Annotated in this window: 21 protein-coding genes; 11 read left to right on the forward strand and 10 right to left on the reverse strand. The window is 71.8% G+C overall.

Going from position 1 to position 18397, the window contains the following annotated elements:
• The first annotated feature begins 18 nt into the window (after positions 1-18).
• Genes B7W94_RS13835 through B7W94_RS13855 form a run of 5 tightly spaced genes read left to right on the forward strand, consistent with a single transcriptional unit; the run spans position 19 to position 4275 of the window.
• Positions 19-849 (forward strand): NAD(P)H-hydrate dehydratase, encoded by an 831-nt coding sequence (locus B7W94_RS13835; RefSeq protein ID WP_085607191.1) that lies wholly within the window; start codon positions 19-21, stop codon positions 847-849.
• Positions 846-2084, forward strand: coding sequence for a hypothetical protein (locus B7W94_RS13840; RefSeq protein ID WP_253247444.1), 1239 nt, complete (start codon positions 846-848; stop codon positions 2082-2084). The genes B7W94_RS13835 and B7W94_RS13840 overlap by 4 nt, the downstream gene beginning before the upstream one ends.
• Positions 2085-2088: 4 nt before the next feature.
• The gene (locus B7W94_RS13845) at positions 2089-2421 is read left to right on the forward strand and encodes a thiamine-binding protein (RefSeq protein ID WP_085607193.1); all 333 of its coding nucleotides are present in this window, start codon (positions 2089-2091) and stop codon (positions 2419-2421) included.
• A 9-nt stretch (positions 2422-2430) separates the two neighbouring features.
• Positions 2431-3660 (forward strand): MFS transporter, encoded by a 1230-nt coding sequence (locus tag B7W94_RS13850; RefSeq protein ID WP_085607195.1) that lies wholly within the window; start codon positions 2431-2433, stop codon positions 3658-3660.
• 9 nt (positions 3661-3669) lie between these two features.
• Positions 3670-4275, forward strand: coding sequence for an NUDIX domain-containing protein (locus B7W94_RS13855; RefSeq protein WP_085607197.1), 606 nt, complete (start codon positions 3670-3672; stop codon positions 4273-4275).
• A 6-nt stretch (positions 4276-4281) separates the two neighbouring features.
• Here the strand turns inward: B7W94_RS13855 and metX are convergent, their stop codons facing one another.
• Positions 4282-5487, reverse strand: coding sequence for a homoserine O-acetyltransferase MetX (gene metX / locus B7W94_RS13860; protein WP_085607199.1), 1206 nt, complete (start codon positions 5485-5487; stop codon positions 4282-4284).
• Between the two features lie 104 nt (positions 5488-5591).
• Positions 5592-6914: a bifunctional o-acetylhomoserine/o-acetylserine sulfhydrylase gene (locus B7W94_RS13865; RefSeq protein ID WP_085607201.1), complete on the reverse strand. Its 1323-nt coding sequence runs from the start codon at positions 6912-6914 to the stop codon at positions 5592-5594.
• Positions 6915-7074: 160 nt separating this feature from the next.
• Here B7W94_RS13865 and B7W94_RS13870 point away from each other — a divergent pair, with 160 nt between their 5' ends.
• Genes B7W94_RS13870 through B7W94_RS13880 form a run of 3 tightly spaced genes read left to right on the forward strand, consistent with a single transcriptional unit; the run spans position 7075 to position 9192 of the window.
• Positions 7075-7857, forward strand: a complete 783-nt coding sequence (locus B7W94_RS13870; protein WP_172400126.1) for an SDR family oxidoreductase — start codon at positions 7075-7077, stop codon at positions 7855-7857.
• Positions 7854-8573, forward strand: coding sequence for a uracil-DNA glycosylase (locus B7W94_RS13875; RefSeq protein WP_025103079.1), 720 nt, complete (start codon positions 7854-7856; stop codon positions 8571-8573). Before B7W94_RS13870 ends, B7W94_RS13875 begins: the two co-directional genes overlap by 4 nt.
• A gap of 4 nt (positions 8574-8577) precedes the next feature.
• Positions 8578-9192, forward strand: a complete 615-nt coding sequence (locus tag B7W94_RS13880; RefSeq protein ID WP_025103080.1) for a GNAT family N-acetyltransferase — start codon at positions 8578-8580, stop codon at positions 9190-9192.
• An 87-nt stretch (positions 9193-9279) separates the two neighbouring features.
• On the opposite strand, the gene B7W94_RS13885 is transcribed toward B7W94_RS13880, so the two are convergent.
• From B7W94_RS13885 to B7W94_RS13910, 6 genes are all read right to left on the reverse strand, one after another.
• Positions 9280-10068, reverse strand: a complete 789-nt coding sequence (locus tag B7W94_RS13885; protein ID WP_085607205.1) for an ABC transporter ATP-binding protein — start codon at positions 10066-10068, stop codon at positions 9280-9282.
• On the reverse strand, positions 10065-10856 hold the full coding sequence (locus B7W94_RS13890; RefSeq protein ID WP_085607207.1) for an ATP-binding cassette domain-containing protein: 792 nt from the start codon (positions 10854-10856) through the stop codon (positions 10065-10067). Before B7W94_RS13890 ends, B7W94_RS13885 begins: the two co-directional genes overlap by 4 nt.
• Positions 10853-11722, reverse strand: a complete 870-nt coding sequence (locus B7W94_RS13895) for an ABC transporter permease (protein ID WP_085607209.1) — start codon at positions 11720-11722, stop codon at positions 10853-10855. Before B7W94_RS13895 ends, B7W94_RS13890 begins: the two co-directional genes overlap by 4 nt.
• Entirely contained in the window at positions 11719-12669 is a 951-nt protein-coding gene (locus tag B7W94_RS13900) for an ABC transporter permease (RefSeq protein ID WP_071328318.1), read from the reverse strand. The genes B7W94_RS13895 and B7W94_RS13900 overlap by 4 nt, the downstream gene beginning before the upstream one ends.
• Before the next feature lie 16 nt (positions 12670-12685).
• Positions 12686-14203, reverse strand: a complete 1518-nt coding sequence (locus B7W94_RS13905; RefSeq protein WP_085607211.1) for an ABC transporter substrate-binding protein — start codon at positions 14201-14203, stop codon at positions 12686-12688.
• A gap of 92 nt (positions 14204-14295) precedes the next feature.
• Positions 14296-15213, reverse strand: a complete 918-nt coding sequence (locus B7W94_RS13910) for an alpha/beta fold hydrolase (RefSeq protein ID WP_253247445.1) — start codon at positions 15211-15213, stop codon at positions 14296-14298.
• Positions 15214-15390: 177 nt separating this feature from the next.
• Between B7W94_RS13910 and B7W94_RS13915 the strand changes: the two genes are divergently transcribed.
• Genes B7W94_RS13915 through B7W94_RS13925 form a run of 3 tightly spaced genes read left to right on the forward strand, consistent with a single transcriptional unit; the run spans position 15391 to position 17099 of the window.
• Positions 15391-15867 carry a carboxymuconolactone decarboxylase family protein gene (locus tag B7W94_RS13915; RefSeq protein WP_025103087.1) on the forward strand — a complete coding sequence of 159 codons (477 nt, stop codon included), beginning with the start codon at positions 15391-15393 and terminating at the stop codon, positions 15865-15867.
• On the forward strand, positions 15864-16595 hold the full coding sequence (locus B7W94_RS13920) for a tyrosine-protein phosphatase (protein ID WP_085607215.1): 732 nt from the start codon (positions 15864-15866) through the stop codon (positions 16593-16595). Before B7W94_RS13915 ends, B7W94_RS13920 begins: the two co-directional genes overlap by 4 nt.
• Positions 16596-16628: 33 nt before the next feature.
• Positions 16629-17099 (forward strand): SIP domain-containing protein, encoded by a 471-nt coding sequence (locus tag B7W94_RS13925; protein WP_025103089.1) that lies wholly within the window; start codon positions 16629-16631, stop codon positions 17097-17099.
• 1 nt (position 17100) lies between these two features.
• Here B7W94_RS13925 and B7W94_RS13930 read toward each other — a convergent pair whose 3' ends face one another.
• Positions 17101-17544, reverse strand: coding sequence for a hypothetical protein (locus B7W94_RS13930; RefSeq protein ID WP_025103090.1), 444 nt, complete (start codon positions 17542-17544; stop codon positions 17101-17103).
• Positions 17541-18344: an arginase family protein gene (locus tag B7W94_RS13935; protein WP_025103091.1), complete on the reverse strand. Its 804-nt coding sequence runs from the start codon at positions 18342-18344 to the stop codon at positions 17541-17543. The genes B7W94_RS13930 and B7W94_RS13935 overlap by 4 nt, the downstream gene beginning before the upstream one ends.
• Between the last annotated feature and the right edge of the window lie 53 nt (positions 18345-18397).

Raw genomic sequence — 18397 nt, forward strand, 5'->3', positions numbered from 1 at the left:
TCGGGCTAACGTGGAGTCATGAGCGACGTGCGCGAGTGGTCCCGCAGCGACGCGGCGCGTTTCTTCCGCGCGCCGACCGCCGAGGACGACAAGTACTCGCGGGGCGTCGTGGGCATCCGCACCGGATCGGCCGCCTACCCCGGCGCGGCGGTGCTGGGCGTCGAGGCCGCCTGGCGCACCGGCGCCGGATTCGTCCGCTACGTCGGCGCGCCGTCGGCGGTGGCGGCGGTGCTCGCCCGGCGCCCGGAGACCGTCGGTGGGCCGGAGGCCGGACGCACGCGGATCGGCGCCTGGGTGATCGGCTCCGGGACCGATCCGGACGACCGGAGCGCCGCGGAGGCGCAGGCGCTCCGGGAGATCGTCGACGGCGACGTCCCCGTGGTCATCGACGCCGGAGCGCTCGATCTGGCGCCGACCGCCCGCGCCCCGTTCGTCGCCACGCCGCACGGCCGCGAGTTCGCGCGACTGCGCGAGCGTGTCGGCATCGACGGGACCTCGGACGACCTCGCCGACGTCCGCGACGTGTCCGCCGCGATCGACGGCGTGGTGCTGCGCAAGGGCGCGCGCACCGTCCTCGCCGCACCTGACGGCACGCTCATCGCCGTCGAGGCGGGGACCGGCTGGCTCGCGACGGCCGGGACGGGGGACGTGCTGGCCGGGATCGTCGCCGCCGTGATCGCCGCGAATCCGGACGGCCCGCTCGTCGAGTCCGCCGCGGCGGCCGTCTGGCTGCACGGGCACGCCGCCCGCCTCGCCGCCGCGGCGACCGCGGGTGCGAGCGGTCATCCGATCGTGGCGCTCGACGTCGCGGAGGCGCTGCCCCGCGCGGTCGCGGACCTCCTGTCGTGAGGACCACGGCCCGGGGGAGCGTGCTCGCGCTGTGGATCGCCTTCCTCCTCGTCCACGTCCTCACCGCATGGCTGGGCTGGGTCTACCCGAGCCAGCCCATGGGGGACGTCGTGCTGGTCTACGAGCCCTGGGCGACGGCCGCGTGGAGCGGCGGGGAGATCGTGGGCGTCACGGAGTCCTGGGTGTATCCGCAGCTCGCGCTCCTGCCGATGATGCTCGCGGCCGTGCTCGCCGCCCCATTCCTCCCGCTGCTCGGCGTCTCGGGCGCCTACCTCATCGGCTGGGCGCTGCTGGTCACGGTGCTCGACGCCGTCGCGTTCGCCGTCCTCGTCGGGCGTGGACACGTGCGGTCGCGGCGCACCGCCGCGTGGTTCTGGTGCGCCGCGCTGCTGCTCCTCGGACCCATCGCGCTGTACCGCATCGATGCCGTCACCGTGCCGATCGCCGTCGTGGCCGGCCTCTGGCTGGTGACCCGCCCGACCATCGCCGCGGCGCTGCTGGCCATCGGCGCCTGGATCAAGATCTGGCCCGGTGCCCTCCTCCTCGCGGCGGTCGTGGCCGGGAGGGCGCGGCTGCGGATGCTCCTGGCCGCCGCGGTCGTCACCGCCGGTGTGGTGGTGGTGCTCCTGCTGCTCGGCGCCGACACCGAGATCCTCGGCGTCCTCACCGCGCAGACGGGCCGGGGACTCCAGATCGAGGCGGTCGCCGCGACCCCGTTCCTCTGGATGGCCGTGACGGGGGCCGCCCGCATCGAGTACAGCTACGACATCCTCACCTTCCAGATCGTCGCGCCGGGCGCGGAGGCCCTCGCGACGATCCTCACCCCGCTCCTGGTGCTCGCCGCCGCCGTCGTCACCGTCGTCGGCGGGGTCAAGGCCGCCCGCGGCGCGTCGTTCGCGCGACTCTTCCCGCCGCTGGCCCTGCTCCTGGTGACGGTGCTCATCGCCCTGAACAAGGTCGGCTCGCCGCAGTTCCAGACCTGGCTGCTCGCCCCCGTGATCCTGTGGCTCGTGCTCGACCGCCGCCGGGCGCGCACCGCCGCCGCCCTCGTGCTCGCGCTGTGCCTGCTCACCTGTCTCGTGTATCCGCTGAGCTATGACGGGCTGCTGCGTGCCGAAGCCGCCCCCGTCCTGCTGCTCACGATGCGCAACGCCCTGCTCGTCGTCCTCGCCGCCGTGAGCGCCGTCGCGCTCGCGCGGGTCCCCGCCGTCCGTCGTCCCCGAACCCAGGAGTGAACCCATGCTGATCGCCTTCTCCGTCGCCCCCAGCGGCACGCCCGCCGATGGTGCCGAGCGCCCCGATGCCTCCGTGCACGACGCGGTCGCCGCGGCCGTGCGCGTCGTCCGCGCGTCGGGCCTCCCGCACCGCACGACGAGCATGTTCACCGAGATCGAGGGGCCCGACTGGGACACCGTCATGGACGTGGTCAAGCGCGCGACCGAGGCGGTGATGCCGTTCGGCTCCCGGGTGTCGCTCGTCCTCAAGGCGGACATCCGCCCCGGGTACACGGGAGAGCTCGACGCCAAGGTCGAGCGCCTGGAGGCGGCGATCGAGGAGTCCGACGACCGGTAAGCTGAACCGGTGAATCCCTCGACACCTTCGAGGGGTGCGGCGAAGTGGGCGCTCCTCTCCCTCGCCATCGGCAGTTTCGGCATCGGCATGACCGAGTTCGTGGTCATGGGCCTGCTGCCGAACATCGCCGCCGACCTCCTCCCGTCCGTCTGGGCGTCGAGCCAGGAGGAGGCGCTGAGCCAGGCCGGCTGGCTGATCTCGCTGTACGCACTCGGCGTGGTCATCGGCGCCCCGACCATCGCCGGCTTCGTCGCCCGCTATCCGCGGCATCGGGTGATGATCGTGCTCGCCCTCGCGCTGACCGTCTTCAACGCCCTCACCGTGGTGCTGCCGACGTTCGAGCTCGTCGGGGTCTCGCGCTTCCTCGCCGGGCTCCCGCACGGCGCCTACTTCGGCATCGGCGCGCTGGTCGCCGCCGACGTGATGGGGCCGGGAAACCGTGCCAAGGGCGTCGCGTTCATCCTCACCGGTCTCACGGTCGCCAATGTCGTCGGCGTGCCGCTGGGCACCTTCCTCGGCCAGGAGTGGGGCTGGCGGGCCGCCTTCGCGGTCGTCGCGCTCGTCTTCGCACTCGCCACCGTCTTCATCGCGCTGTTCGTGCCCGCGCACCCGGGGAACCCCGGACGCACGATGCGAGCGGAGCTCGGGGTGTTCCGCATCGGTCAGGTCTGGTTCACGCTCGGCGTCGGGGCGATCGGCTTCGGCGGGTTCTTCGCCGTCTACAGCTACATCGCCCCGCTCGTGACGGAGGTGGCCGGATCGCCGGACTGGGTCGTGCCGATCGTGCTCGTGCTCATGGGGCTCGGCATGACGGGCGGGAACCTCGTCGGCGGTCATCTGGCCGACATCGACCTCCGTCGGACGCTGCTGCTGGGCCTCGCCGCGATGGCCGTCGTGTTCGCCCTCCTCGCCGTGCTCTCGTTCTGGATCGTGAGCCTGAGCCTCGTGGTCGTCCTCGTCGGGTTCGTCTCGTCCGTGCTCAGCCCGACGATCCAGACGCGGTTGATGGACGTGGCCGGCGACAACCAATCCATCGCGGCGGCCATGAACCACTCCGCTCTGAACATCGGCAACAGCCTCGGCGCCTTCCTCGGCGGCATCGTGATCGCGATCGGCTGGGGCTTCACGGCACCGGCGTGGACCGGGGCGGTGCTCGCGGTGGCCGGACTCCTCATCGCCCTGGTGTCGTACCGCGTGGAGACACGGCGGGTCGCGCAGACGCCGGTCCTCGCGTCGTAGAGTGACGGGGTGACCGCTCCCGACGACGACCTCCCGCTCGCCGGAACCGTCGTGCTGCTGCGCCCGAGTCCCGGTGGCTTCGAGGTGCTGCTGCTGCGCCGTCCGTCGCGAGGCTCCTTCGCGGACGCCTGGGTGTTCCCCGGGGGGAAGGTCGAGCCGGAGGATCGGCGGGCGGGCGCGGCGGACGTCGAGGACGCGCGCCGGGCCGCCGCCCGGGAGACCGCGGAGGAGGTCGGACTCGTCGTCGACGACCTGGTGCCTCTGTCGGAGTGGCGCCCGCCCGCGGAGGCGCCCGTGCGGATCCGCACCTGGTTCTTCCTCGCCCTCGCGCCGGACGTCGAGCCGTCGCCTGCCGCCGACGAGGTCGTCGAGCTCGCCTGGGTGTCACCGGACACGGCCTTCGAGCGGCACGCGGCAGGGGAGTGGCGGCTCTTCCCGCCCACCTGGCTCACGCTGCACCGGCTCTCCGCCTTCACCGACGTCGAGGCCGCGCTGGCCTCCGGCGGGGCGGTCGAGCTGTTCCAGACGGAGGTGCGCGACGGGGGTCGGGCGTTCGGCTGGGCGCAGGGGACCCTCCACGCCCACACCCTGCCGTGGCGGTTCGACCCGGCCTGACGCGGGTCAGGCGTCGAGCAGGCGCCGCAGGTGCGTGCCGACGGCCTCGGTCTCGATGAGGAACCCGTCGTGGCCGAAGTCGCTCGTGAGCACCACCGCCTCGCCGTCGAGCACGTTCCGGATGCTCCGGGCGATCCGCTGCTGACCGTCGACGGGGAAGAGGCGGTCGCTGTCGATGCCGAGGACGAGGGTCGTCGCGGTCACCGCCTTCAGGGCCTCCTCCACGCCGCCGCGGCCCCGGCCGACGTCGTGCGAGTTCATGGCCTCGACGAGGGTGATGTAGCTGTTGGCGTCGAAGCGGCGCGTGAACTTGTTCCCGTGGAAGTCGAGGTAGGACTCGACGGCGAAGCGTCCGCCGTGGCCGAGCGGCGACACGTCCGACTGCCAGGAGCGCTGGAAGCGCTGGTTGAGCTCGATCGGGCTGCGGTAGTTCAGCAGCGCCATGCGGCGGGCGAGGGCCAGGCCGCGGTGCGGGCCGTCGCCGTCCGCGAGGTCGTAGTACTCGCCGCCCTGGAACCGCGGGTCCATGCGGATGGTCTCGAGCTGCACGGTGTTGAGCGCGATCTGGTCGGCGGTCGTGACCGGGGGCGAGGAGAGCACGGCGAGGCGCTGCACGCGGTCCGGCTGCGTCACGGCCCACTCGAGCGCATGCATGCCGCCCATCGAGCCGCCGATCACCGCCGCCCAGCTGTCGATGCCGAGCGCGTCGGCCAGGCGCACCTGCGCGGCGACCTGGTCGCGGATGGTGAGGTAGGGGAAGCGCGACGCCCACTCGTAGCCGTCCGGGGCGATGCTCGCGGGGCCGGTCGATCCCTGGCAGCCGCCGAGCATGTTCGGCGCGATCACGAACCACTCGTCGGTGTCGAGCGGCGCACCGGGGCCGACGACGTCCTCCCACCAGCCGGCGGTCGGGTGGCCGGCACCCGCGTCTCCGCGCACGTGGCTGTCCCCGGTGAGGGCGTGCAGGACGAGCACGGCGTTGTCGCGTGCGGCGTTGAGCTCGCCCCAGCTCTCGTACGCGAGGCGGATGCCGGGGAGCCGGGCTCCGCTCTCCGTGTCGAAGGCGCCGAACGCGGCGAACCGGCGGCCGCCGACGGGGTCGCCGTCGCGCCAGGCGCCGGTGGCCGGTGGCCGGGCACGGAGCAGCCGGACGTCGGCCTCCGTCACCGGTGCCGACGGCACCGTGTCCTCGGAGGTCGTCTGCCAGTCCATGTCTCCATTCTCGCCTGGCCGGTCGGTCCCGGCCCGCAGGTTACGACACCGGGGACGACGAAGGCCCCGGACCGTGCGGTCCGGGGCCTTCGCGGAGAGGGTGCTCAGGCGCGCGCGGCCTCGGAGACGGCGCGGGCGGCGGCGAGTGCCTGGTCCAGATCGGCCTTGAGGTCCTCGATGTTCTCGAGTCCCACGGACAGGCGCACGAGGCCGGGGGTCACGCCCGCGGTGAGCTGCTGCTCCGGGGTGAGCTGGGCGTGCGTCGTGGAGGCCGGGTGGATGACGAGCGAGCGCACGTCGCCGATGTTGGCGAGGTGGCTGAACAGGGAGAGGCTGTTGACGAACTCGCGTCCGGCCTCGACACCGCCCTTGAGCTCGAACGACAGCACGGCGCCGACACCCTTCGGGGCGTACTCGTTCGCCTTGGCGTACCAGCGCGAGGACGGCAGGCCGGAGTAGTTGACCGCGGCCACGTCGTCGCGGCTGTCCAGCCACTCGGCGATCTCCTGAGCGTTCTGCACGTGGCGCTCGATGCGCAGCGACAGCGTCTCGACACCCTGGATGAGGTTCCACGCGCTCTGCGGGGCGATGGCCGAGCCGAGGTCGCGGAGCAGCTGGACCCGGGCCTTGATGATGTAGGCGAGCGGGTCGCCGACCGCGGCCGTGTAGCTGGCGCCGTGATACGACGGGTCCGGCTCGGTGAGTCCGGGGAACTTCTCGACGTTCTCCGACCACGCGAACGAACCGCCGTCGATCACGACGCCGCCGATCGTGGTGCCGTGGCCGCCGAGGAACTTCGTGATCGAGTGGACGACGATGTCGGCGCCGTGCTCGAACGGGCGGATGAGGTACGGGGTCGCGATCGTGTTGTCGACGATCAGCGGGACGCCGTTCTCGTGCGCGATGTCGGCGACCGTGCGGATGTCGAGCACGTTGATCTGCGGGTTGCCGATCGTCTCCGCGAAGAACAGCTTCGTGTTCGGGCGGACGGCGCGACGCCACTCCTCCGGGTCGTCCTGGTTCTCGACGAAGGTGACCTCGATGCCGAGCTTGGCGAGGGTGTACTTGAAGAGGTTGTAGGTGCCGCCGTAGATCGAGCTCGACGCGACGAAGTGGTCGCCGGCCTGCGCGATGTTGAGGATCGCGAAGGTCGAGGCGGCCTGGCCGCTGGAGAGGACGAGGGCGCCGGTGCCCCCTTCGAGCGCGGCGAGGCGCTGCTCCAGGACGTCCTGGGTCGGGTTCTGGATGCGGGTGTAGATGTTGCCGAACTCGGCGAGCGCGAAGAGGTTCGCGGCGTGGTCGGCGCTGTCGAACACGTAGGACGTGGTCTGGTAGATCGGCGTCGCCCTGGCCTTGGTGACGGGGTCGGGGGCGGCGCCCGAGTGGATCTGCTTGGTCTCGAAACGCCAGGTCTCGGGTGCGGACATGTGTTCCCCCTGGAACGGTCGGAAGGTCGGATGGGCTGGTGCCCTTGCAGCGAGAGTACGGAATATCGGTCCGTGTCAACAACGACCGGGAAATGTGACGTAACACGGCGAGGGGGCCGGGAACGGGCGGAACCCGCGCGGACATCGTACGGTGGAGGACATGGCCAACAGACGTGCAGTGGTGACAGGTGCGAGTTCCGGGATCGGTCAGGCGACGGTGCGGGTGCTGCGGTCGCGCGGGTGGGACGTCGTCGGCGTCGCGCGCCGTGCCGACCGGCTCGCCGCGCTGTCCGCGGAGACGGGGGCGTCGACCATCGCCTGCGATCTGACCGACGACGCGGCGGTGGCGGCGCTCCTCGGGGAGCTCGAGCGCACCGGACCCGTGCACGCCCTCGTCCAGGTCGCCGGTGGCGCGCGGGGGACCGACCGCGTCGAGGATGCCGCGCTCGCCGACTGGCAGTGGATGTACGACGCGAACGTCCTCGCGACCCAGCGCCTCGTCGCCGGATTGCTCCCGATGCTCCGTCGCACCGCGGACGTGGACGGCCATGCCGACCTCCTGTTCGTGACCTCGACGGCCGCGCAGACCGCCTACCCGGGCGGCGCGGGCTACAACGCGGCGAAGGCGGCCGAGGCGATGCTCGTCCGTGCGCTGCGTCAGGAGCTGAACGGCGAGCCGCTCCGGGTGGCCGAGGTCGCTCCCGGGATGGTGCACACGGAGGAGTTCACGCTGAACCGGCTTGGGGGCGACGCCGTCGCCGCGGAGGCCGTGTACTCCGGGGTCGAGGCGCCCCTTCGCGCCGAGGACGTGGCGGACGTGATCGCCTACGCTCTGGACGCTCCCGCCCACGTGAACCTCGACCTCGTCACGATGCGGCCCGTCGCCCAGTCGGCGCAGCACCTGCTCGCGCGAGGCCCGCTGCGGGTCCGGCCCGTCGAGTGAGCGGAGGACGCACCCTCGCGGAGCTCGCCGACGAGGGACTGATCGACGCGGGATGGGCGGAGGCGCTGGCCCCGGTGCAGGACACCATCACGGCGCTCGGGGAGCGGCTGCGCGCCGAGCAGGCGGCCGGTCACGGATACCTTCCCGCGGGGCCGAACGTGCTGCGCGCCTTCCAGCGTCCACTCGCCGACGTGCGTGTGCTCATCACGGGCCAGGACCCCTATCCGACTCCCGGGCACCCGATCGGGCTGTCGTTCGCCGTGGACCGCGATGTGCGGCCCCTGCCGCGGAGCCTGACGAACATCTACAAGGAGCGGGAGGCCGACCTCGGCCTCCCGCCCGCACCGCACGGAGACCTCACCGCGTGGAGCGATCAAGGCGTGCTGCTGCTCAACCGCGTCCTGACGGTGCGCCCCGGAGCGGCCGCCTCCCACCGCGGCTGGGGATGGGAGCAGGTGACGGAGCTCGCGATCCGCACCCTCGTGGCCCGGGAGCAGCCGCTCGTCGCGATCCTCTGGGGGCGTGACGCGGCGAACCTCCAGCCCCTTCTCGGCGACACCCCCGTGATCGCCTCCGCGCATCCGTCCCCTCTCTCCGCGAGCCGTGGCTTCTTCGGCTCCCGGCCCTTCTCCCGCGCGAACGCGCTCCTGGAGGGACTCGGCAGTGCTCCGGTGGATTGGAGGGTGGAGGGCGAGGCGTCCGGCTCTCTAAGCTGAGCGCATGCAGTTCGAGCCGGGGGACCGCCGCCGCGTTCTCCCGCGTCATCTGCGACCGGCGACAGCGCCGGACACGTTCTCCTACGTCATCAGACCGGCACGCGCGGCCGATCTGCCGCACGTGCGGGAGATCTACAACCACTTCGTCAGCAATTCGGCCGTCACCCTGGACGAGCGCCGCAGCAGCATCCCGTACTGGCGGGACAAGTTCACCCTGCTGGAGCGGCTCGGGCTGCCGTTCCTCGTGGCGGTGTCGCCCTCCGGCGCCATCCTCGGGTATGCGCTCGCGCAGCCGTGGGCGGGCAAGAACGCGTACCGGTACACGGTCGAGGACTCGATCTACCTCGGTCCCGGCGCGGCCGGCAAGGGTCTCGGGTCGGCCCTTCTGCAGGCGCTGATCGCGGCGTGCGAGCAGCGGGGGCTCCGGGAGATGGTCGCCGTCATCAGCGACCAGGGTGCGGAGGCCTCGATCCGGCTGCACGAGAAGCTGGGCTTCGTGGAGGCCGGTCGCATGGGGCGCGTCGGCCACAAGTTCGGCCGCGACCTCGGCACCGTCTACCTGCGCCGGGTGCTCCGCCCATCCCGCCCTCGCCGTCGCCTCTCGCTCTTCCCGCGCTGACCCCTCGCCCCACCCCCTTGCGTGCCTGCCACCCCGTTGCGGGCGCACGCAAAGGGCCGGGGCGGCCGCAAAGGGGTGGGTCGGCGATCAGGCGTCGGGGATGACGGGGATCGCGGAGAGCAGCGTGCGGGTGTAGTCGGCGGTCGGGTGGAGCAGCACGTCACGGGTCGGACCGCGCTCGACGATGCGGCCGTCCTTCATGACGACGACCGTGTCGCAGAGATTCTGCACCACGCCGATGTCGTGTGACACGAGCAGCAGCGTGAGCTCGTCCGCGACTCGGAGTTCCGCGAGCAGCTCGAGGATCTGCGCGCGCACCGTGACGTCCAGCGCCGACAGCGGCTCGTCGCCCACGAGGATCCGCGGACGATGGACGAGAGCGCGGGCGAGAGCGATCCGCTGCCGCTGCCCGCCGGAGAACTCGTGCGGATAGCGATCGCCCATCTCCGGGTCCAGGCCGACCCGGGCGATGACCTCGCGCACCCGTGCCCGATGGTCGCCGTCGATGCCGAGGGCCCACAACGGCTCCCGCACGATCTGCCCCGCCGTCATCCGGGGGTCGAGCGAGGCATAGGGATCCTGGAAGACGAGACCCGTCTGCCGGCGCAACCAGTGCAGCGATCGCGCGGAGGCGCCGGCGTCGACGAGCCGACCGTCCACCGACACGGTGCCCGCGGTCGGTCGGTCGAGGCCCAGCAGGAGTCGCACGAGCGTCGACTTCCCCGAGCCGGACTCGCCGATGATCCCCAGGGAGGCGCCCTCGGGCACGTCGAGGTCGGTCGGTTGGAGCGCCGTCTGCCGCCGCGCGCGCTCGAACGCCGTCCGCTTCGGCACGACGAAGTCCCGTCGCAGCCCGCGCGCTTCGATGAGGCTCATGCCTCTCCTCCCTCGGGCCGCCACAGCGTCGCGGTCGCGTCCCGCAGCAGCCCCCGCGTGACAGGAGAGGTCGGCGCGGTCAGCAGCCGCGACACCGGTGCGCTCTCGACGACCCGACCGTGCTCCAGCACGACTCCCTCGGTCGCCACCTGGGACAGCACCGCGAGGTCGTGCGTGATGAACAGGAGCGACATGCCCTCGTCGGCGACGAGCCCGAGCAGCAGCGACAGGATCTCGGCCTGGATCGTCACGTCGAGGGCCGTCGTGGGCTCGTCCGCGATCAGCAGCCGCGGACGGCAGGCGAGGGCCATCGCGATCGCGACGCGCTGCCGCTGGCCGCCGGAGAGCTGGTGCGGATACCGGTCGACGATGGTCTCCGGGTCGGGGAGTCGCACGCGTGCGGCTTCCGCGATCGCCCGGTCACGGGCCTCGCGCCGGCCCAGGCCTTCGTGGATGCGGATGGACTCCGCGATCTGGCGGCCGACCGTCCGGATCGGGTTGAGCGCCGTCCGGGGTTCCTGGAACACGATGCCGATGTCGTCGCCGCGCAGCCGGGCGAGTTCACGGTCCGGCATCCCGATCAGCTCGGTGCCGTCCCACCGGATGCTCCCGCGTGCCGTCGCCCCCTCCGGCAGCAGCCCGAGCACGGCGAGCGCCGTGAGGGACTTGCCGGAGCCCGACTCGCCGATCACCCCGAGGCGGGTGCCGTCGGGGACCTGGAGCGAGACGCCGTCGACCACGCGGCGTCCGTCTATCTCGATGACGAGATCCTCGACCGTCAGACTCATGCGACCACCGCCGGTGTGTGCGTCTCGGCGGCACGGTGCCGCAGGGTGGGGTCCGTGGCTTCGCGGAGCCCGTCGCCGAGCAGGTTGAGGGCGAGCACGGTCAGGGTGATCGCGAGCCCGGGCCAGATCACGGTGAGAGGGTGCACGCCGATGTAGCGCTGGAGATCCGCGAGCAGCAGCCCCCAGCTCGGTTCCACAACCGAGGCCCCGAACCCGAGGTACGACAGGCCGGCCTCCGCGAGGACCGCGACGGCCATCGACCAGGAGAGCTGCACGATGAACACCGGAGCCACGTTCGGCAGGAGGTGACGGACGAGGCTCTGCGCGGGGGTGAGGCCGGACGCGCGCGCGGCGAGCACGAAGTCGCTCTGCTGCACGCGGCGGAGCTCCGGCCGCGTGACCCGCGCGATGTTCACGCCGAACCCGATCCCCACCGCCCAGATCACGACCCAGAGCGATCCGCCCCACACCGACGAGATCATCATCGCGATCAGCAGCACGGGGAAGGCGATGAGGATGTCGACGAACACGGCGACCGTCTCCCGCACGAGCCGGGTGGTCAGGGCGCCGAGGGCGGCGAGGGCGATGCCGACGACGGTGGCCACGAGTCCCGCGCCGACACTGACGAAGACCGTGGTCCGCGCGCCCGCCATGAGCAGGCTCAGGATGTCGCGTCCCGTGTCGTCCGTCCCGAGCAGGTGCGGCCAGCCCGGCGGCAGCCAGCGGTCGCCGATGTTCGAGGCCCGCGGGTCGAACGGCGTCCAGAAGAGGGACACGACGGCCGCCAGGGCGACGATGGCGATGACGATCAGTCCGAAGCGGCCGGTCGAGGTCCGCCAGAGCCGAGGGAACCAGCGCGCGCTCATGCGGCCTCCCGCTGTCGAGGGTCGATCGCCCGGTGCAGCAGATCCACGAGGAAACCGACCACCAGCACGAAGCCGGTCAGCACGAGCAGCTCGCTCTGCACCTTGACGAGGTCGCGGGTGCCGACGTCGGTCACGAGCATGCGGCCGATGCCCGGAAGCGTGAACAGCTGCTCGATCACGACCGAGCCGACGATGATCCCGGCGACCTGGAGGCCGAGGACCGTGATGATGGAGAGCCCGACCGCCGGGATGCCGTGCTGGATGAGGGCGCGGGTCTTCGTCAGACCCTTGGCGGCCGCGGTGCGGACGAAGTCCTGTCCGGCGGCCTGCAGGGTCGCGCTGCGCACGAAGCGCATCAGCATGGCGCCCTCGACGATGCCGATCGTGAGGGCGGGCAGCAGCAGCGCCTCGATCGCTCTGCCCGGTGTCGACCACCCGGTGCGGGGGAAGCCCTGGGGCGGCAGCCAGCCGAGCCACACGGAGAACACGACGATCAGCATCATGCCCGCCCAGACGACGGGGACGGCCGCGAGAGCCTGCGCGCCCACGCTGAGCGCCGTGCCGTCGCGGTGGCCGCGACGCAGGGCGGCGAGGATCCCGAACGGCACGGCGATGAGCACGGCGATCACCAGCGACATGATCCCGAGCGGAACCGTGACCTGTGCCTTCAGCAGCAGCTCCTCGCCGACGGAGGCGCCGGACAGCAGCGACGTGCCCAGGTCGCCGCGGAGGATGCCGCCGATCCAGTCGGCGTACTGCGCGAGCAGAGGCTGGTTCAGCCCCAGCGACTCCCGCAGCGCCTCGACCTCGGCGGGGGAGGCCTGGGTGCCGGCGATGAGCTGGGCCACGTCGCCGGGGAAGACGCGCAACGTGAGAAAGATGAGCGCGCTCGACACGAGGAGCCCTGCGATCAGCAGGGCTCCTCGGACGAGCGCGTAACGCAGCACGGAGCGTCGACCGTCGTCAGCTCGCGGCGGAGACGGTCACACCCGCGAGGTTGATGCGCGAGTTGATCGAGTCCTCCGGGAAGCCGCTGACGACCGGATTCACGGCGGTGATGGTCTGACCGTTGTAGAGCCAGTCCGCCGCGTGGTCCTCGGAGACGATCCGGGCCGCCTCGGCGAGGAGCTTCGCGGAGGCCTCGGGATCGACCTCGGCCAGCGCCTGCGTGTAGAGGTCCTGCACCTCGGCGTTGTCGTAGCCGAAGTAGTAGTCCGGGTTGGCGAAGTTGCCGAAGTCCCGCGGCTCGACATGCAGGACGAAGCTGAGGTCGTAGTCCTTGTTGGTGTACACGTCCTCGAGCCAGGTCGGGAACTCCACGGAGTCGACCTCGAGGTTCACACCCACCTTGTCGAAGTCCGAGATGAGCACCTTCGGGACGGTGGTGCCGTAGAACGACGGGATCGTCAGGGTGAGGTCGAGGTCCTCCTGGCCGGCCTCGGCGAGCAGCTCCTTGGCCCGCTCGGGGTCGTAGGAGATGACGTCGGAGAGGTCCTCGTAGCCGGGGTCGAGCTCGGGGATGGGGCCGTACAGCGGGGTACCGGCGCCGACGGCCTCGATGAGCGCCTCATGGTCGATCGCCAGGCGCAGGGCCTCGCGCACGCGCACGTCGTCCAGCGGCGCCTTCTTGTTGTTGAAGGCGAGCGTGGCCTTGTCGGTCGTGCGGCCCGTCGTGAGCGTGAAGTCGCCCGAGTCCTCGAGCTGCGGAGCCAGGTTCGGGTCGACGGCGGTGAGCACGTCGACGTCGCCGGCGAGCGCCGCGTTCACCCCCGCCGTGAAGTCGGGGATGTACTGGAACTCGACCTCGGCCACGCCGGCCGGCTCGCCCCAGTACTCGTCGTTGCGGGCGAAGGTGATCGTGCTGCCCTTGTTCCAGCGCGTGAGGGTGAACGGACCGGTGCCGTTCTCCGCGGTCTTCAGATCGGTGGTGTCGCCGTCCTTGAACACGAGCCCGGCGGGGCCGGTGAGGGCGAAGAGGAAGTTCTGGTTCGGCTCGGACAGCACGATCTCGACGGTCGTGTCGTCGGGAGCCGAGATCGAGGAGACGGACGCGAACTCCGCGTTGCCCTGCACCGTGTCATCGGTGCGGACGGTCTCGTAGGAGGAGACGACGTCGGCCGCCGTCAGGGGCGAGCCGTCGTGGAAGGTGATCCCGTCGTTGAGGGTGAAGGTGTACGTGAGGCCGTCGTCCGACACCTCATACTCCGAGGCGAGCCGCTCCACGATCTCGTTCTCCTGGGTGCGGCTGACCAGTCCCTCGTAGATGTTGTCGATGAGGATCTGCTCCAGCGCGGCACCGCTGGTGTGCCGGATGTCGAGGTTGGTGGGCTCGAGCACGAGACCGACGTGCAGGGTGGCGTCGGGGTCGGGCTCGCCGCCCGTGGACGGGGCAGGCTCGGCGGAGCCGGAGCAGGCGCTGAGGATCACGGCGGTGGCCGCGAGCGCGGAGATCAGCGCGAGGCGTCGATGACGTCGGAACATGGGTGTTTCCTCTCGGTGCGGCAGGTGCTGTGTGCCGGTGGGACGAGCCTAGGGTCGGGCGGGATTCGGCGCGGCGGACGTGGAACGGAGCGTCATATTCCGGCCGCGGTCGCCGAACCGACGAGCAGGGCGAGGTCTCGGGGCGCCGTCTCCTGCACGTTGTGCGTGGCGTCCATCGCGACGACCCGCGCTTCCGGGAGGCGGTGCTGGAACTCCTCCGCGTCGGCAGCGCTCACGAAGCCCCGCTCGGCGCGGACGAGCGTGACGGGCGCGGTGACCGCCGCCAGATCGTCCCAGCCGGTCTCATGCAGGACCGACGGCGCCGTCGGGGTGCCGGGGTCGTGGGCGGCCAGAGCGGTGGCGGCGAGGTGGGCGAAGTGGTGCTTCCACTCGACGCGGCCGTCCGCGCGGACACGGGTGTTGAGGAAGACACCGCGCTCGGTCTCGGGGCGAGTGCCACCGAACCCCAGGGCCATCGCCTTGTCGACGAGCTCGTCGCGGGTCGCGAAGTCCGTGGGCCCGGCGTAGAACTCCCGGAGCGCCGCGGGGCCGGCGGACACGTCGATCCCGGGCGTGATGTCGACGATGATCAGAGCGGCCACGAGGTCCGGCCGCGCCGCGGAGACGGCGGCGCCGGTGAGACCGCCGAGCGACTGTCCCACCAGGATCTGCGGTGCGGAGACCCACGCGTCCAGAGCGGCGACGACGTCGGCGGCGAGGGTGCGGGGGGAGTAGTCCGCGTCGTCGCGCCAGGAGGAGTCGCCGTGGCCGGCGAGGTCGATCGCCAGGAGCGGCTGCCCCAGCGCCAGCGCCGTCGTGTCCCAGGTGTGGGCGTTCAGACCGGCGCCGTGCAGCAGGGTGATGCGCGGCGGCTCGGACCCGAAGCGCAACCCGCTCACGACGCGACCCTCGGGGAGGGGGAGCGTCAGGCGCTCCACGGTCGGAAGCGGAACGCCGAGCGCGTCGGCCTGCGCGGGAAGATAGGAGAACTCGCTGGTGTCGATCGCCACGCGGCTATTCTGCGCCCCGTTTCGACCTCGCGGGAAATGCCGGAGCAAAGTGACAAGGTGTGAGGGGTACCAACAGGGCGATATGCAGCAGGATCGCACCCAAAGGTTGGCAGTGTGCATTTCGGCGAGGCCGCTCCCATACCGTCTCCCGCGCCCGGCGCCGAATATCATGGAGGTATGACCGAACAGCGCGTGCACCTGTCCAAGACGGAGCCTGCGGCCTATCAGGCCCTCGACGCCTTCTCGAAGACGGTCGGCACGATCTGCGCCGAGAACGGGATCGACGACCGCCTGAAGGAGATCGTCATGATCCACTGCTCGCAGCTGAACGGCTGCAGCTACTGCACGCGGGTGCACGTGGACCGGGCGGTCGCCGCCGGGCTGGACGTCGACACGATCAGCCAGATCGCCGTGTGGCGCGAGAGCGGTGTGTTCAGCGATCGGGAGCGTGCCGCGCTCGAACTGGCGGAAGCCTTCACCTTCATCGCGGAGGACGGCATCTCGGACGAGGTCTACGACCTGGTCGGGAGTGTGTTCACCGAGAAGGAGTACGCCGCGTTGAGCTGGGCGTGCGTGTCGATCAACGCCTTCAACCGCATCGTCATCGCCGGGCGCTACCCCGTGCCCCCGCGCGGCCCCCAGGCGGGGGCGTGACGATCCTCGACGTCGAGGGCGTCACGAACGTCCGGGACGTCGGCGGGATCCCCGCGGAGGGTGGACGCATCCGCCCCGGCGTGCTGCTGCGCTCCGGCCAGCTCTCCACGGCGACCACGAACGGCGCGGCGCTCCTGCGGGCGACGGTGCGTCGCATCGTCGACCTCCGTGACGGGGAGGAGGTCGCCGCGGAACCGAGCGAGATCGAGGGTCCCGAGACGACTCACCTGCCGCTGTTCCTCGGGTCCGTGCGCTCCTTCTTCGAATCCGATACGAGTCTCGACGACCTGTACTTGCATCTCCTGGAGGAGAGCGGGGAGCGCCTGGTCGCCGCTGTCCGGGTGATCGCCGCGGGCGAGCCGACCCTGGTGCACTGCACGGTGGGCAAGGACCGCACGGGCGTGACGGTCGCGCTGGCGCTCTCGGCGGTCGGCGCCGATCGTGATGCCGTCATCGCCGACTACGCCCTCACCGAGTCGCAGCTGCCCGCCGAACGGTCGCGGCGCATCGCCGCCTATCTGCGGAGCCAGCATCCTGAGGCGCTGCACGCGGTGGATCTGGCCACCCGCTCGCCCGCCGAGGTGATGCGTCGCCTGCTGGCCCAGGTCGACGAGCGGTGGGGGTCGGCCGCCGGCTACCTGCGTGCGAACGGCATGACAGAGGAAGAGCTCACTGCGCTGCGCGAGGCCCTCGTCGAGCCCGTGACGGAAGAAGGCGTCGAAGGTTAGGCAAGCCTTCGCTTGGTGTACGATGGGATCACCATGGACACCACGCTCGACACCCGAGGCACGCGTGCGGCTCGCCGCGCGGCGCGCCGTCGCGCACACCACCTGGTGACCGCCGACGAGCACTCCCTGCTCGACCTCGAGGCGTTCCTCGCGACCCTCCCGCTGTGCGCGTCCGGTCGCATCTTCATCGAGGTTCCCGACGTCTCCGACATCGGCGTCATCCATGCTCCCGGTCGCATGACGGTCACCTGGCTCGCCCGCTCCGCCCGCTCCGGAGCCCCGGGAAGCGGTCGCGGCTGCGCGCCAGGGCAGGCCCTGGCCCGAGCCACCTGCGCATGGGCCGACGAGATGCTCGTCGACGACGAGGTCGAGACGCACGTCACGCTGCTCGGGGGCTACCTCGGCACGGCCGACATCGTCGAGCACCTCACCGACCGCCTCGGCGTGGCCGTGAACCGGATCCGCGTGCCGGAGCGCTTCGGACTGCTCCCCGTCGAGGGCTGAGTCAGCGGGGGCGGCGCACGTAGTTGCCGTCTTCCAGCCCCGCTTCGATCTCGAAGCGGTTCCGCAGCGGGTCGCGTCCCGCGAACAGATAGAGCACCGGCATCAGGAAGCCGTAGCGCAGCCACTGCTGCTTGTGCACGGCCTCGTGGCGCAGCACCGCGTCCGTGGGCCGCGCGTCGCCGGTGAGGAAGCACCCGCCCACGCAGACGCCGCCGCGGTGGAAGGTCCATCGGGGCATGCCCCGGAACACCCAGAGACCGCCGCGCCGTTCGATCGGGCCGGTGCTCCACAGAGCGCCCCAGATCCAGCCGACGGCCGTGCCCCAGAGGTAGCCCAGGCGGCTGATCGGGGAGCGCAGCAGGAAGGAGGGGATGCGGCGGTCCGACCGTCGTCCGCGGGCGAGGCGTTCCGCCGCGACGGCCTCCCACCCCGGCGCCGGGCTCACGCGACGGCTCCGACGAGACGCAGGATCGCGCCGAGGTCGTCGACGGCGTCGGCCGGCGTGCGAGGGGCGAAGCCCGCGATGGTCGCCCCGGCGAGGGGGACGCGGCTCCGGAGCTCTCGGATCGCCGTGCTCAGGGACGAGGGGGTCACGCCGAAGGGCACGGCGGCGGAGACTCCGGTGAACGACGCCGGGTCGAGGACGTCGACGTCGATGTGCACCCACACCCGCTGCGCCCCCGTGGCCTGCACGGCGTCGGCGAGCGCCGCCGGGTCGTCCAGATCGGCCACCCCGAGATTCCGGAGGCGGTCCCATTCGCCGGTCTCGGCCTCGTCGAGGTTCCGGACACCCACGGTGACGACACGATCCCGGGGGATGCCGGGGGACAGGGCGAGCTGCGGTTCTCCCTCACCGAGGACGGCACGCAGCGCCATGCCGGAGAAGGCCCCGGACGGCGAGGTGTCCGGCGTGTGCAGATCGCCGTGCGCATCGCACCAGACCACGGCGAGGTCGTCGGTCCCGCCGGGGAGCGTGTCGAGTGCGGCGACGGTGATGCTGCAGTCGCCGCCGATCAGCACGGTTCCGGCTTCGAGATGTCCGGCGACGAGCTCCCGCGTACGTGCGAGGGCGCTGAGCCGCCGGACGCCCGTGCCCAGCGCCTCGCCGGCTTCGACCGGAACGTCGAGGACGGTCGTCGCCGCACGCGGCAGATCGCCGGCGATCGCCGACGCGCCGTCGACGAGGAGCATCGCGCGCGCGGCGGGTGAACCCTGCCACTGCGGCACGACCAGGAAACGCACCATGGGAGACCTCCCGGAGACGGAACCGCGGATGCCCGGGCGTGCGCCCGGGCATC

The organism is Microbacterium sp. LEMMJ01 (assembly GCF_002114135.1).
Classification (GTDB): domain Bacteria; phylum Actinomycetota; class Actinomycetes; order Actinomycetales; family Microbacteriaceae; genus Microbacterium.